A 14591-nucleotide genomic window follows, 5' to 3' on the forward strand; every position below is an offset into this window, starting at 1 on the left:
CGTTATTATCTGAGTGATTTAGTATTGCCTGCTGCTCACTTTAACTCGGCGGTTCGCCATCATTGGGGCATCGAGAATCAGTTACACTGGTGCCTGGACATGGTTTTTCATGAAGATCAACAGCGAATCCGGGTGGGCAACGGGGCAGAGAATTTTGCCACTGTCCGCAAGATGGCCCTTCAACTCTTGCATCGAATGGATGATAAAGAGAGTCTTAAAAGCCGACGCAAGCTGGCGGGCTGGGACGACAATTATCTGATCAAGTTACTCACCCTTTTTTAAATGCGTTCAACCTGGATACTGATCAACTATTTTTCACTGATCGACTATTTTTCTTATCTTTGCACCCAAATTCATTTTTTCAATAAAATTAGCTGTCTGAAGATGTATCTAACGACCGAAAAAAAACAGGAGATATTCTCCACCTCGGGTCATGCCAAAAGTGCAACTGACACCGGGTCGGCCGAATCCCAGATCGCGCTGTTCACCTATCGGATCAGTCACCTGACTGCCCACCTGAAAGTACACAAGCACGATTACGGCACCCAACTGGGCCTTTTGAAATTAGTAGGTAAGCGTCGGCGGTTGCTGAACTACCTCATGAAAAAGGACATCATGCGGTACCGGGCTATTCTGGCCGCACTGGGGCTACGAAAGTAATCGGGCCATCCATAAAAAAGGGAATCTGCTCTGTAGTAGATTCCCTCATTTTTGTGGTTTCCATAGAAGTGAAGTAACGGGTCAGGTAAAGGCAGATTAGTTGGTGTGATTAATAACCAGTTTCTCCGTCATATGCTGGCTACTTTTCCCTGCTCTCAGGGACGAAAATTTGGTTTATGCCGAATTCCGAAGGTCGGAAAACGGTGCTGTTTAAAGCTGTAAGAGAACGTATTCAAAATCTGTTTTATGTTTGAAATCACCACGCAATCCGTTGCGCTGCCCGACGGGCGGGAAATTACCATCGAAACCGGAAAAATGGCCCGTCAGGCCGACGGCGCGGTGGTTGTAAGACTGGGCGACGCCATGCTACTGGCAACTGTCGTATCCAGCAAAGATGCCAAAGAAGGCGTCGATTTTCTGCCCTTATCCGTTGATTATCAAGAGAAATTTGCTTCTGCTGGCCGGATTCCCGGTAGCTTCCAACGGCGCGAAGGTCGCCTGGGCGATCACGAAATTCTGATTAGCCGTCTGGTAGACCGCGCCCTGCGACCAATCTTCCCCGATACGTATCACGCCGACACCCAGGTGATGATTACGCTTATTTCGGCTGACCCCGAAGTGCAACCCGATGCCCTGGCAGCTCTGGCGGCTTCATCGGCCCTGGCGGTATCAAATATTCCGTTCAATGGACCAATTTCAGAAGTACGGGTGGCTAAAATTGATGGCCAATACCATATCAATCCTAAAACCTCTGCACTGGAACGGGCTACTATCGACCTGATTGTAGCCGCTACCGAGAAGGATATCTGTATGGTGGAAGGCGAGATGGACGAATGTTCGGAAGCCGAGGTAGTGGAAGCAATCAAAATAGCGCACGAAGCCATAAAAGTACAGTGCCAGGCCCAGAAAGAACTGGAAGCCAAGGTAGGTAAGACTGAAAAGCGGGAGTTCAACCATGAAACGCACGACGAAGAACTTCGCGCGGCTGTTCGGGCGGCTACCTACGATAAAATTTACGCGGCTGTTAGCCAGCAGAATCCAAGCAAAAAAGGTCGTTCTGAAGCCGCTAAAGCGATCCGGGACGAGTATATTGCCTCTTTCCCCGAAGGGTCGGATGTAAATGTTGGTCTTATCAAAACGTATTTCCACGATCTGGAATGGGAAGCGTCGCGTCGGTTGGTACTCGATGAGCGTGTTCGCCTGGATGGTCGGAAATTAGATCAGATTCGCCCGATTGTGGCCGAAGCAGGTCTGCTACCCGGTCCCCACGGTTCGGCGCTGTTTACGCGGGGTGAAACCCAATCGTTAACAACGGCTACACTCGGTACCAAAACGGACGAGCAGATTGTTGACCAGACAATGCATCAGGGGTACAGTAAATTCCTGTTGCACTATAACTTTCCCGGTTTTTCAACGGGTGAGGTGAAGCCTAACCGGGGTGTTGGTCGTCGGGAAGTGGGTCACGGAAATCTGGCCCACCGCTCGATCAAGAAAGTATTACCACCCGCTGAAGATAATCCGTACACCATTCGGATCGTGTCGGATATTCTGGAATCGAACGGTTCTTCGTCCATGGCTACTGTTTGTGCCGGTACGATGGCACTGATGGATGCCGGGATCAAGATCAAAGCGCCCGTAGCCGGTATTGCCATGGGGCTTATCTCCGATGGCGACAAGTACGCCGTATTGTCCGACATCCTGGGCGACGAAGACCACCTGGGCGACATGGACTTCAAGGTTACGGGTACAGAGAAAGGTATCGTAGCTTGCCAGATGGATCTGAAAGTAGACGGACTCTCGTATGAGGTGCTGGCACAGGCACTGGAGCAGGCGCGTCAGGGACGGTTGCATATTCTTGGCGAAATGCGGAAAGGCATTGCTGAGGTTCGTCCTGATTTGAAACCTCATGCACCCCGTGCCGTTGTTATCAAGATTGATACCAACCAGATTGGTGCCGTTATCGGACCCGGTGGTAAGGTAGTTCAGGATATTCAGAAAGATTCCGGGGCTGTGGTTAACATCGACGAACATGACAACGCCGGCTGGGTGAGTATTTTTGCCACCAGCAAAGAGAGCATGGACAAAGCCGTATCCCGTATCAAAGGTATCGTTGCGGTACCGGAAGTAGGGGATACCTACGTCGGTAAAGTGAAAACGATACAACCCTTCGGCGCTTTTGTCGAATTCATGCCGGGTAAGGATGGGTTATTGCACATTTCCGAGATTAAGTGGGAGCGTCTGGAAACCATGGACGGGGTGTTTCAGGTAGGAGAGGAAGTAACGGTAAAACTGGTTGACGTGGATAAAAAGACCGGAAAGTATCGGTTATCCCGTAAAGTGCTATTACCGAAGCCGGAGAACAAAAATGCCTAGGAAATTGTTACTTTTTCGTGTAATGCAACGTCAGAACCAAGCGTTATATAATCACACCACCGGGGGCGCCAAATTATGAGACAGCTAAAAATATCAAAACAGATTACCAACCGTGAAAGTCAGTCGTTAGACAAGTACTTGCAGGAGATTGGTAAAGTAGACCTGCTTACGCCCGATGAGGAAGTAACGCTGGCCCAAAAAATTCGGGAAGGTGACCAGTTGTCGCTGGAACGGTTAACAAAAGCAAACCTTCGCTTTGTCGTATCGGTTGCCAAGCAATACCAGAATCAGGGTTTATCCTTAGGTGATCTGATCAACGAAGGAAACCTGGGCCTGATTAAAGCAGCGCAACGGTTTGATGAAACGCGTGGTTTTAAGTTTATTTCCTACGCCGTTTGGTGGATTCGTCAGTCCATTCTGCAGGCCCTGGCCGAACAGTCCAGGATTGTGCGACTGCCGTTGAACCGGGTTGGTTCGCTGAATAAGATTTCCAAGACGTTCTCCGACCTGGAGCAGAAGTTCGAGCGTGAGCCATCCCCCGAAGAGTTGGCGGCTGTGCTGGAGATTTCGGCCGCAGAGGTAGTTGATACGCTTAAGATTTCGGGTCGTCACGTGTCGATGGACGCGCCGTTTGTACAGGGTGAAGAAAACAGCCTGCTGGACGTACTTGAAAACGATGGTGAAGACAAACCCGATTCGGGCCTGATCAACGATTCACTGCGGAAGGAAGTGCAGCGTGCCCTCTCGACGCTGACGCAGCGCGAGGCCGATGTAATTACACTTTACTTCGGGCTGAACGGCGAACATGCCATGACGCTGGAAGAAATTGGTGAGAAATTCAACCTGACCCGCGAGCGGGTTCGGCAGATAAAGGAAAAAGCCATTCGTCGGCTGCGTCACACCTCACGGTCGAAGGCGTTGAAGACGTATCTGGGCTAATGATCCTGTTTGTTAATGCAAAACGGCTCCTGCGTAAGTGGGAGCCGTTTTTGTTTTTTTAGGGGAGTGCTATCTGAATCAAATAGAATGGTCAATAGCTGATGATCTGTTCATGGCTAACAACAAGCATCCCCAAATCCTGAGCTAAAAGCGTGTGTATGGTAAGCCAGCGAATTTCTAAAAAGGCAGTCAATTCCCTGTTTCTTGTGTTTCCCAACCGAAGATATAGAATGCAGGGTGGTGATCCTTTAAGAAAGAACGCATCAGGAAAGTCAGAATCTTTTGTTACAATAATCCGATTCTCTTCAATGGCAATCTTCCTAATATCGGCATCTTGTAACAAGTGACCATCAGGGAAGTGAGTGGTATGAATCGCATCAAATCCTTTCCAGTGCAGGTAAGTAGCCAACATAGGCGGAAGTTGAGTGTCGACAAGAAACTTCAGCACAATGGATTAGGAGGCCAGTGGTAGTGGAATTATAGTCCGGGCATTGGCAATGTGGGCAGCGTAGAGCAAAGCAGCCTGAATATCGGCTTCTTCCAGATAAGGATAGTCGGTCAGAATTTCCTGATTTGTCATGCCTGCGGCTAGTAGCTCCAGTAGTTGCGCTACAGTGAAGCGCATATTCCGGAGTGTTGGTTTACCCTGACTAACGGATGGATTCAGTGTTACACGAGAAAGAAGATTTTCCATAGCATTCAGACCTTTTAACGAAGCTACACTTTTTTATAATTGTTTGGCGTGATTAGGACCGTTTGTACAAAGAACAGTTGCAGTACGAATTCAGTTAACACGCTTTATTACAACTCATCTTCCAGGAACTTCCGAATGGCCTGGTAGGGCCTCAATCCATTTTGTTTCCCGTTCGTGCCGTTAACGGGTTGGGTGTTGGCAGGTCGAATTTCGCTGGTGCTGCTCCGGCTCGAATGATGAAGTGAAAGCATTTCTTTCCGTAACTGTCGCTGCTCATCGTCGCTCAGGTTCGCCAGCCTTGCTTCGCCCTGACCGTATCCGTCATTGAAATTACTGATGCGACTGTCCGTCTGGGCCAGTTTCAGTTCCGCATACAGCGTAGTCAAATCGGCCGAAACGGATTCGCACCGGGCTTTTAATGCGTTCAGGTCGGGTAGTAAGTCGAGGTTATGCTGGAGAATATTCTGCTGGATACGCTGTTCCGACAAGGCGGCTTCGATGGGCGCAATTTCCTTATCCAGACGCTTCAGCCGACGGCGGAGCTTCCACAATTTTACATCGGCCTGCAACCACCGGAACCAGAAGGCTGATAAAACGGGTAAGGATATGCCCAGACAAACGGCCCCTGCCAGTGCAAACAGAATACCACTCAATACGAACGAGAGCAGCGCCCAGGGACTATTGACGAGGGCAAGATTCAATTCGCTCGATTCGCTCAACTGCTTCTCTATTTTGTTCAGCGTTGCCGCACTGAGGTCCTGCGTTCCGGCAGTGGGGTCGGTGTTGAGCTGTAGTTGCCGAACGGATTTGTTAATTGCCGCTTTCAACTGATCGGTGCGGTAGGCTTCGTAGCGGAACCAGCCTAATACGGCCAGCGTGAGTACGGAAAAGATAGCCAGCCCCATCTTAAACCGGCCATACCGACTACCGTACTGAACCGGGTTTTCCTGATACGGTTGCTCGATAAGCCGGTCGTAGGCGGGTTTCAGCAGGACGGATACCATGGCCAGTCCAACGGCAAATGCCCAGGCCTCGTTTGTATTACGAATATTGAGCGCATACGCCACGATTTCGTGGGAGATAATCAAATCACCCGCCAGAAATGAAATACCGGCTACCAGAAACAGCAGGCCCGCCAACAGGGAATAATCAGGGGCCGCTTTGGTCCGGCGTTCGCGCAGGTTGGTCCGGTCTGATTCCAGTCCCTGCCGGTCCGCTTCCCGCTGACCGAGTTGTTTGCCTAACCGTTCTACCGACAAGGCGTGGGTTTGTAAGGAAGCGAAGGCCGTTCGGTTGGCTTCCGTCGATTCAGCCAACTGGCGTTCTACCGTGGTCAGTTCCGTCCGTTTTTCCTGAATTCGCTCCGAAAGCCAGTCGGTATTAATCTGGCTCGATAAGTAGCCTTCATATGTTTCCCGGTTTACCCCTTCAACGCCACTGGTATAGCCGTGCTGAAAGTCGGGATTAGTAGTTGGTTCCATAATCAGTTATGAATGATAAACGATAAACCTGACAATAAGTATTAATCATTCATAATGAGTTGTCGCTGTTGTTCGGTTAGCCGGTCACGCAGACTGCGGGCGAGGTCAAATTCGCCTAGAAACAAATTAACAAGTTTATCGCGCTGGGTGTTCAATTGAGTCAGTTCAGATTCAACTTGGTTTAAAGCGGTAACGACAGGTAATTTTTGCCCATCAAGCCTGTCCAGCTCCTGTTCAAGTTGGCTGATTTTACTTTCTAAAAGCGGCAAATTAACCCGTTTATGACCAGTCAACTGACGATTTTTCTGGACGTTACCCAGTTCCTGTTGTAAAATGCTTAAGGTACTTAGCAAGAGTTTTCCCGATAGTAGAAAAACGAACAGGATAAAAATAAATAAACCAACTGCCTGACTTGCCGGCTGATAGCTCAGGGCGTGGACCAGCACGAAAACTGCTGCTGCAAGAGGTAAGCCAATCTCCTCAATGATACGTCGGCCCGTTAGGCGGGTATTCGTCTCATAGAAGAGGGAGGTTCGTCCAAACAGGTTGAACAGACCCGCCAGAAAAACCCCCATCGAAACCCAGTGATTTGGGAAGGAACGATACAGTGTATAGTCGACCAGGTAGTACGTACCGATGCACAAAACGATGGATATCCCCAAACTAACGAAATGCCTGATCAGCGTAGTACTAATGGGTTGGCTATCGCGCAATTGGGCAAGTTGGTCCCGTACACTGGTCAACTGATTTTCCCGCTGGTTGATGCGGGTAGTAAGGGTACGTATTTGTCCGGTGTATTGCCTCACCAATTCGGTGTGTGGAACGGCCTGGCTGGTGAAAAATGCGCTGATTTGAGCGATTTTGGTGTCAGGTCGAGCGTTGGAAAGACCGAATAAAACACCTTCGTCACGCAGTGATTCTTCATCGGCGAGCCAGGTGGGTAACGGGGCTACAGGAGAGGGGGGGAGTAAGGGTGCCGATACTAATTCGCTGCTATCCGCCTGCTGAAAGGGGATGGGTATACCCTCTTCTTCACCAACGGCAGTGGCCTCTGGAACGGGTGCCGGAGGGTATTGAGTAAAAAAGGAGCGTAGCCGGTTGATTAACGTCATCATCGAGACCCGGTTTTCTGGTTTAAACCAATGCAGTACCAGAGAAAACAGGTGCAAATAAGCCAATAGTGCGGGGCAAATGTAACGGATTACGGACGAACGGCGGAAGAATTTATCCGGGCATTTGCAGACGGACCGGGCTGAAAGCAGGTTGCCAGCGCAAAACTGTCCGAACTGGTCAACCAGTCTGATGCCAATTGGCTGGATAATAGACGAACAACGCCCGTAGCATTCAGGAAAAGCGAGAAGAGAAAGCAACAGGCCCCGCTACTGTTGCAGGAAGATGCGCTGGAGAGCACCCCAAAGCCGCTTTTTCAACGCCTGGTCGGCTTCGATGGTTGGAAGTGAATCGGCCATCAGGAACGTAATACCTTCAAACCGGACCGGTGCGTACCGATCCATCATGATATCGAGCTGAATACGCTCAAACGGCACACCAAAGGTTATAAAATGATTGATGTATTTACCCCGCAGGAGTTCGGGAAAGTCAACGTCACTAACTCCGTGAAGATTCAATAAGTCAACCCCGTTGATATTGAGGTTCACCGCTTTCAGGATTTTTTCAAGGAATAACAGATTGCTGGGATCTAATTCTTCATCGGCCAGCAACAATACTTTATGGTTCAACTGGGGCAAACGGGGTTGTTGCTGAACAGGTGGCAGCACAGAGGGCATTACCGGACGTGATGGTGGCTGAGGCAGTGGTTCCGGTTTGGCGGCTAGCACTACCGGCTCAGGCTGGGGAATCTCAACGGGAATAATCTGCTCATTCATGACCAGATCAACAGTCGGTGCCTGGTCCGCTCCCGTTAGTGAACCGGCTGATAGGGTGTCTAACTCCGTCAGTAAATCAGTGCTATCCAATATCAGCACAGGTGGTGAATCGACAACGGCAGGCGTATCTGCTGAAGCAACTACGTCCCACGGTTCGCCCGGTAGCTGAAAGAGGGATTCGTTTTGATAAAGGGTTTGATAAAAATTTCTGACCGACATAAAAACGGGACTAAAGCAGTAGACCGCAACCGGGTTCTTGTGAAAACAACCCGATTGCGGTCTACTGCCAGTATTGATTGATACTACGCAATGACCGCCTGCCGGTGAATGATCGCTTCACGATCGGGACTGGTCGAAATGAAGTTGATCGGTAAGCCCAGGGTATCTTCTAAAAAGTAAACGTAAGTGGCCAGTTCCGGCGGCACATCGGCAAACGAACGAATATCGGTCAGGTCGGTTTTCCAACCCGCAAAGGACTGATAAACCGGCTTTACGGGCGTGTCGCACAGATCATACGGCATCTTTTCGGTCATATCGCCATTGGGAAGTTCATAGTGTGTACATACCTTGATCTCATCGAAGATGTTCAGTACATCCACTTTCATCATGACCAGTTGCGTAACCCCATTAATCATGATGGCGTATTTCAGGGCGGGCAGGTCGAGCCAGCCGCACCGGCGCGGGCGGCCCGTTGTTGAGCCAAACTCACGTCCTTCCTGGCGCATCTGTTCCCCGGTTTCATCAAGTAGTTCGGTAGGGAAGGGGCCGCTGCCAACGCGGGTGCAGTAGGCTTTGAAAATACCGTACACTTCACCGATCTGGCCGGGAGCAACACCTAGTCCCGTACAGGCACCGGCGGTCATGGTGCTGGAGGAGGTTACGAACGGATACGAGCCAAAGTCGATATCGAGCAGTGAACCCTGAGCGCCTTCGGCCAGTACTTTTTTGCCTGACTGGATGGCCTCATTCACCGCATATTCACTGTCATTTAGCTGAAACTGCTTCATGAACTCCACCGCACCAAAAAACTCCGTTTCGGCCTGCGGAAGTACCGATGCATGGTCGAAGTTGTTCTGGTCAAGGATGACCTTATGAATGGCTACCAGTTTATTGTATTTCTCCTGAAAATTCGGTGACAGAATATCGCCAACCCGCAAACCCTGCCGGGCTACTTTGTCCTGATACGTTGGACCGATACCCCGCAGGGTTGACCCGATTTTTGAGTCGCCCTTTGCCTGTTCATAAGCGGCATCCAGCAACCGGTGCGTAGGGATGATAATGGATGCTTTGCGTGAAATCTGGAGGTTAGCGGTCAGGGCAAGATTGAATTTTGCCAGTCCGTCAATTTCTTTTTTAAACACGATGGGATCCAGTACAACCCCATTGCCAATGATGTTGAGAATATCGTTGCGGAAAATGCCGGATGGAATCTGATGCAACACGTGCTTCAACCCGTTAAATTCGAGCGTATGTCCAGCATTAGGACCACCCTGAAAACGGGCTACAACCTGATATTGGGGAGCCAACACGTCCACAATTTTACCTTTTCCTTCGTCGCCCCACTGGAGGCCTAATAAAACATCGATCATTTACTTTTTTGATTGATTGAGTATTGGTACGGCTTAGCGTATGTAAAACTGAGTGAATGGTTTCAATGAAAAGAAGCCGTTATTGATGCTGTGACAGAATCAGCCCCACTTAATTGGACGACAACAGAAGAGCGACTCTGGGTAACGTTAGGGCACATAAGTATAAATCGCATCCATTGTAGAGCAAACGGTCATTCATCCTCATTGCTCACTCTTCCATTGGAACGCTGGCAGACTGCGTTTTTTTTGTAGCTTCCGCCCTGTTCTCACACAAATCGCGGGCGCAGGAGCCATAAAAAATCAGCGAGTGGTGCATGACGTTGAATTTTAGCATATCGCCCACCATATTTTGAATGTTCTGAACGCGTGGATCGCAAAATTCCATCACTTTATGGCAATCGGTGCAAATCAAATGGTCATGCTGCCGGAAACCGTATGATTTTTCGTACTGAGCCAGGTTACGCCCAAACTGATGTTTGGTAACCAGGTCGCAGTCAACCAGCACATCCAGCGTGTTGTAGACGGTTGCCCGGCTCACCCGGTATTTTTTGTTTTTCATGGAGATATACAATTCGTCCACATCGAAGTGGTCCTGTCGGTTGTAGATCTCTTCAAGAATGGCGAAGCGCTCGGGCGTTTTCCGAAGCCCCTTTCGTTCGAGGTACGCCCGAAAGATCATCTGAGCAGATTCTAGGTTAGTTTGAGCAGGGGCCTGTTGCATAGGGGCAAATTTAATGATGAATGACGAATGATAAGTAGCTTTAATCAATAGCATTCATCCTTCACTTTTCATTCTTCACTATTTAAGAATCAAATCGTACCACTTCAAACACACCCTGAACGTGTTCAAGTTTCTGGATCAGGGTATCGAGGTGGGCTGTGTCGTGGACGTAGAGCCGGATATTTCCCTCAAAGATACCGTCTTTGGAGTCAATCGCTACCGAGCGCATGTTGATGTGCAGCTCGTTGCTGATAATCCGCGTTACATCGTTTATCAAACCAACCCGGTCGGTACCGGTAATTCGCAGGCCCGCCAAAAAAGCCAGTTCTTTCTGGGATGTCCACTTGGCTTTTATGATCCGGTTGCCATGATTGGACATCAATTCAACGGCGTTCGGGCAGGTAACACGGTGAATTTTGATGCCATCGTTTATCGTTACGAAGCCAAATACGTCGTCGCCTGAAATGGGATTACAGCATTTGGAAAGCGTGTAGTCGATACGGTCCATGTCCTCACCAATGAGTAACATATCGGCATCTGCCCGCTCCCCATGAATCTTTTTCAGTTCCTTTACAAATGCTTTTGCATCGGGGAGCGTGTCGGTATTGAGTTTGTTAACGCGGTTTTCCCTCGCTTCCTTATCCGCCTTGAATTTCTTCAGTTCGCTAACATCCACGTGCCCTTTACCCACCCGGTAAAAGAAATCATCGGTCGTTTTTGAGCCAAAGTAAGCCCGCAACTGGTTGATGACCTCGTTGGTCATTTCCAGACGCAGGAGCCGCAGTTTCTTATTGACCAACTCCCGGCCATCCGTTACGAAGCGCTTGTTATCTTCTTTTATCAGGTCTTTAATCTTGGTTTTGGCCTTCGACGTAACCACAAACCGAAGCCAGTCTTCGCTGGGCTTCTGTCGGTTCGATGTAATGACCTCTACCTGATCCCCATTCTGAAGCACATAACTGAGTGGCACCAGCGTATTATTGACTTTTGCCGCCATACACCGTGCCCCGATCTGGGTGTGAATGTCGAACGCGAAGTCAAGGGCGGTAGCACCCCGCTGCAGCACCTGAAGATCACCCTTGGGCGTAAACACAAAGACTTCTTCGCTGTACAGATTGCTTCTGAAATCATCGACAAATTCGATAGCTGCCTTTTTGTCGCCACTCCCTGCCGACTCGATCATATCGCGAACCTGACTGATCCAGGCTTCGATGCCCTCGCCGGTTTTGGTATCGTTACCCTTGTATTTCCAGTGGGCTGCGTAGCCTTTTTCGGCAATTTCATTCATCCGCTCCGTCCGGATCTGAACCTCTACCCACTGGCCCAGGCGACTCATAACCGTCGTATGCAGCGATTCGTACCCATTGGTGCGGGGGGTACTAATCCAGTCTTTGAGCCGGTCGGGATTGGGTTTGTAGTGATCCGTTACGATGGAATACGCCCGCCAGCAGGCTGCTTTCTCCTCATCCTGGGGCACATCCAGAATGATTCGTACCGCAAACAAATCATAAATTTCCTCGAATGGCTTTTTCGATTTGTTCAGCTTCGTCCAGATTGAATAAATCGACTTGGGCCGGCCTTTGATGATGTATTTAAGGCCCGTTTCGGCCAGCCCTTTCTCAATAGGCTCAATAAACCGCCCAATGAATCGATCACGGGCTAGCCGGGTTTCGCGAAGCTTTTTGGCAATATCTTTATACGCTTCCGGCTCAACGTGTTTCAGGTACAGGTCTTCCAGTTCCGACTTTATGGCGTACAAACCCAGCCGATGGGCGAGGGGAGCGTAGATATAGATCGTTTCGGAGGCAATTTTCAACTGCTTGTCGCGGGGCATCGAGTCCAGCGTTCGCATGTTATGCAGCCGGTCGGCCAGTTTGATCAGGATAACCCGTACATCATCCGATAGGGTCAACAGCATTTTTCGGAAATTCTCCGCCTGCTGGGATGAACCATATTCGAAAAAGCCCGAAATCTTGGTCAGGCCATCAATAATGCGTGCTACTTTCGGGCCAAATGCCCGGTCAATATCGGCAATAGTGGTTTCGGTATCCTCCACCACATCGTGGAGTAGCGCAGCCACAATACTGGTCGGGCCTAATCCAATTTCCTCAACGGCAATCTGCGCTACGGCCAGCGGATGGTATATGTACGGTTCTCCTGAGCGCCGGCGCATATTTTTGTGTGCTTCGGCAGAGGTATTGAATGCCCGTTTTATCAGCTTGGCATCATCCCCTTTCAGCATGGGTTTGGCAGCCCTCAGCAGCCGTCGGTAACGTTTAAGAATTTCCTGTCGTTCCAGTTCTAAATCAATGACAGGTTCGGCCTGGGGGCGTGATTCGGTAACATTCATCATTGGTGGCTGCCTGGCAGCTATTTCCTTTAGGTTGTGCTCGTACTACCAAGATAACAAAATAATAATGGAATATGGAGTGTTAAGCCACTAAAAATAAAACCTATTGGCGTTTCGCTTGATGAATTAAATTTTTTTAGTAGTTTTGCACCCTCAAAAGGCGGTAAGCCTTGGTTTATTGAGCCACTAATTTGCGGGCGTGGCGAAATTGGTAGACGTGCCAGACTTAGGATCTGGTGCCGCAAGGCATGGGGGTTCGAGTCCCTCCGCCCGTACTAAATTGCGAATGAGCGAATGAGTGAATGAACGGTCCGCCGTTGCGGTGAATAACCTACGGGAAAACATTCGCCAATTCACTCATTCGCTCATTCATCATTTTAAATTAAAAAATCGTGGATATCACTTTAGAAAAAGCGGACGAAACCAATGCTTCGCTGAAAATTACCCTGACCCCCGCCGACTATAAGCCGGAAGTTGATAAAAAACTAAAAGATTACAGCCGTAAGGTTCAGTTGAAGGGCTTTCGGCCTGGTCACGTACCGGCTTCGCTGGTGCAGAAAATGTACGGCAAAAGCATTCTGGTTGATGAAATCAATGCGATGCTGAGCAAAACGGTCAGCCAGTATATCCGTGAAAACAAGTTACAGGTCGTCGGTGATCCTGTTCCTGACCGGACACAGGCCGACCAGATCGACTGGGACAACCAAACGGATTTTGCGTTTAGCTACACCCTCGGTCTGGCATCGGAATTCGACATTGATTTCAGTGATCTTCCCAGCGTAACGCGCTACGAGATTCAGGCCGGTGAGGCTGAAGTAGACAGCACAATTGCCGATCTGCAGCAACGTTTCCACACCCATGGTCATGGCGATGAAGTGGGCGACGGCGACACAATCTACGGTGAACTCAAGCAGGCCGGTACGGAAGAGGATACGGCGGGTTTCTCGGCTAAAACGGCTTTCCCCATGAACCAGATGGCTGAGGATGCCAAGGGTCAGTTTGTCGGTAAGAAAAAAGGTGAACTCGTTACGTTTGTACTGGAAGACGCTTTCCCGGATGAGAAGGCCCGTGCCAATGCTACCGGTGTGAAGAAAGAAGAAGCGGCCGATCTGAAAGGAGAATTTACCTTCGAAATTGACGACATTACCCGCCACGAACCCGCTGAACTGAATCAGGAGTTTTTTGATAAAGTGCTGGGTATTGGTGCCGTAACGGACGAAGAGCAGTTCCGGGCCAAAGTGGTCGAAATTATCAAAAGCAACTACAGCCGCGAATCGGATCAGTTGTTACGGCTGGACGTTGAGAAAACCCTCATCGACAACACGCCAATCCTGCTGCCCGATGAGTTCCTGAAAAACTGGCTGCTGGAGGTGAACGAAGGGAAGTTTACGCCTGAGCAGGTTGAGGAGCAATACGACGAATTCACGAAGTCGGTTAAACTACAGCTCATCAAAAACAAGATTGCGGATAAAGGTGATATCAAGGTTGAGCAGGATGAATTGCTGAACGTGACCCGCCAGATGGTTCGGGAGCAGTTTGGTTTTATGGGTGGTGAAGACGAAGAGATGAACAAAACCATCGACCGTATCGCCCAGAATTACCTGATGGACGAAAAGAACAACGGGCAGAATTACACGAATACCTTTAACCGGGTGTTTGATGATAAAGTGATCGAATACGCCAAAATCCAGCTAACCGTGGTATCACAGGAAGTAACGGTAGATGAGTTTAAGGCACTGGTAGAAAACCGGTAATCAATCGATTCCTATAGTACCCTAATAGAGAAACCCGGCCTGGTCATCGATCAGGCCGGGTTTCTCTATTAGGGTCTGGTAGTGATGCTTGTTCTCTGTCCGGTTCATGGCAGTCTGGCTTGCGGTTAGGTTGCTTAATAAAAA

General features: G+C 49.5%; 13 protein-coding genes and 1 tRNA gene. 6 read left to right on the plus strand and 8 right to left on the minus strand.

Annotation, left to right across the window (positions count from 1 at the left end; all coding sequences use genetic code 11):
* From B157_RS0128465 to B157_RS0128480, 4 genes are all read left to right on the plus strand, one after another.
* On the plus strand, positions 1-282 hold a 282-nt coding region (locus B157_RS0128465), incomplete at its 5' end, for an ISAs1 family transposase (RefSeq protein ID WP_026309025.1).
* Between the two features lie 102 nt (positions 283-384).
* Positions 385-660, plus strand: coding sequence for a 30S ribosomal protein S15 (gene rpsO, locus B157_RS0128470; protein ID WP_026309026.1), 276 nt, complete (start codon positions 385-387; stop codon positions 658-660).
* Between the two features lie 246 nt (positions 661-906).
* Entirely contained in the window at positions 907-3033 is a 2127-nt protein-coding gene (locus B157_RS0128475; protein WP_020606716.1) for a polyribonucleotide nucleotidyltransferase, read from the plus strand.
* 75 nt (positions 3034-3108) lie between these two features.
* Positions 3109-3972, plus strand: coding sequence for a sigma-70 family RNA polymerase sigma factor (locus B157_RS0128480; RefSeq protein ID WP_009282104.1), 864 nt, complete (start codon positions 3109-3111; stop codon positions 3970-3972).
* 91 nt (positions 3973-4063) lie between these two features.
* Here B157_RS0128480 and B157_RS0128485 read toward each other — a convergent pair whose 3' ends face one another.
* From B157_RS0128485 to B157_RS0128520, 8 genes are all read right to left on the minus strand, one after another.
* Positions 4064-4420, minus strand: coding sequence for a DUF5615 family PIN-like protein (locus tag B157_RS0128485; RefSeq protein ID WP_026309027.1), 357 nt, complete (start codon positions 4418-4420; stop codon positions 4064-4066).
* A gap of 6 nt (positions 4421-4426) precedes the next feature.
* Positions 4427-4666, minus strand: coding sequence for a DUF433 domain-containing protein (locus B157_RS0128490; RefSeq protein ID WP_026309028.1), 240 nt, complete (start codon positions 4664-4666; stop codon positions 4427-4429).
* A 107-nt stretch (positions 4667-4773) separates the two neighbouring features.
* A complete protein-coding gene (locus B157_RS0128495) occupies positions 4774-6147 on the minus strand; it encodes a hypothetical protein (RefSeq protein WP_020606719.1) in 1374 nt (457 codons plus the stop codon).
* Between the two features lie 41 nt (positions 6148-6188).
* A complete protein-coding gene (locus B157_RS0128500; protein WP_020606720.1) occupies positions 6189-7262 on the minus strand; it encodes a hypothetical protein in 1074 nt (357 codons plus the stop codon).
* Between the two features lie 264 nt (positions 7263-7526).
* The gene (locus tag B157_RS0128505; protein ID WP_020606721.1) at positions 7527-8252 is read right to left on the minus strand and encodes a hypothetical protein; all 726 of its coding nucleotides are present in this window, start codon (positions 8250-8252) and stop codon (positions 7527-7529) included.
* 83 nt (positions 8253-8335) lie between these two features.
* On the minus strand, positions 8336-9622 hold the full coding sequence (locus B157_RS0128510) for an adenylosuccinate synthase (RefSeq protein ID WP_020606722.1): 1287 nt from the start codon (positions 9620-9622) through the stop codon (positions 8336-8338).
* Positions 9623-9830: 208 nt separating this feature from the next.
* Positions 9831-10343 (minus strand): Fur family transcriptional regulator, encoded by a 513-nt coding sequence (locus tag B157_RS0128515; RefSeq protein WP_041952312.1) that lies wholly within the window; start codon positions 10341-10343, stop codon positions 9831-9833.
* 82 nt (positions 10344-10425) lie between these two features.
* Positions 10426-12696, minus strand: a complete 2271-nt coding sequence (locus tag B157_RS0128520) for a RelA/SpoT family protein (protein ID WP_020606724.1) — start codon at positions 12694-12696, stop codon at positions 10426-10428.
* Between the two features lie 190 nt (positions 12697-12886).
* Here B157_RS0128520 and B157_RS0128525 point away from each other — a divergent pair.
* Together B157_RS0128525 and tig are read left to right on the plus strand one after the other, a co-directional pair.
* Positions 12887-12968, plus strand: a tRNA-Leu gene (locus B157_RS0128525).
* Between the two features lie 117 nt (positions 12969-13085).
* Entirely contained in the window at positions 13086-14447 is a 1362-nt protein-coding gene (gene tig / locus B157_RS0128530; protein WP_020606725.1) for a trigger factor, read from the plus strand.
* Positions 14448-14591 lie beyond the last annotated feature (144 nt).

It is taken from the genome of Spirosoma spitsbergense DSM 19989, assembly GCF_000374085.1.
Taxonomy (GTDB): Bacteria; Bacteroidota; Bacteroidia; order Cytophagales; family Spirosomataceae; genus Spirosoma; species Spirosoma spitsbergense.

What these genes read in the sequence shown, in the direction of transcription:
- B157_RS0128495 (WP_020606719.1), bottom strand. Translation starts at nt 6,147, where the DNA reads ATGGAACCAACTACTAATCCCGACTTTCAGCACGGCTATACCAGTGGC.
- B157_RS0128510 (WP_020606722.1), bottom strand. Translation starts at nt 9,622, where the DNA reads ATGATCGATGTTTTATTAGGCCTCCAGTGGGGCGACGAAGGAAAAGGT.
- B157_RS0128475 (WP_020606716.1), top strand. Translation starts at nt 907, where the DNA reads ATGTTTGAAATCACCACGCAATCCGTTGCGCTGCCCGACGGGCGGGAA.
- B157_RS0128480 (WP_009282104.1), top strand. Translation starts at nt 3,109, where the DNA reads ATGAGACAGCTAAAAATATCAAAACAGATTACCAACCGTGAAAGTCAG.
- B157_RS0128490 (WP_026309028.1), bottom strand. Translation starts at nt 4,666, where the DNA reads ATGGAAAATCTTCTTTCTCGTGTAACACTGAATCCATCCGTTAGTCAG.
- B157_RS0128520 (WP_020606724.1), bottom strand. Translation starts at nt 12,696, where the DNA reads ATGATGAATGTTACCGAATCACGCCCCCAGGCCGAACCTGTCATTGAT.
- B157_RS0128505 (WP_020606721.1), bottom strand. Translation starts at nt 8,252, where the DNA reads ATGTCGGTCAGAAATTTTTATCAAACCCTTTATCAAAACGAATCCCTC.
- B157_RS0128515 (WP_041952312.1), bottom strand. Translation starts at nt 10,343, where the DNA reads ATGCAACAGGCCCCTGCTCAAACTAACCTAGAATCTGCTCAGATGATC.
- rpsO (WP_026309026.1), top strand. Translation starts at nt 385, where the DNA reads ATGTATCTAACGACCGAAAAAAAACAGGAGATATTCTCCACCTCGGGT.
- B157_RS0128500 (WP_020606720.1), bottom strand. Translation starts at nt 7,262, where the DNA reads ATGATGACGTTAATCAACCGGCTACGCTCCTTTTTTACTCAATACCCT.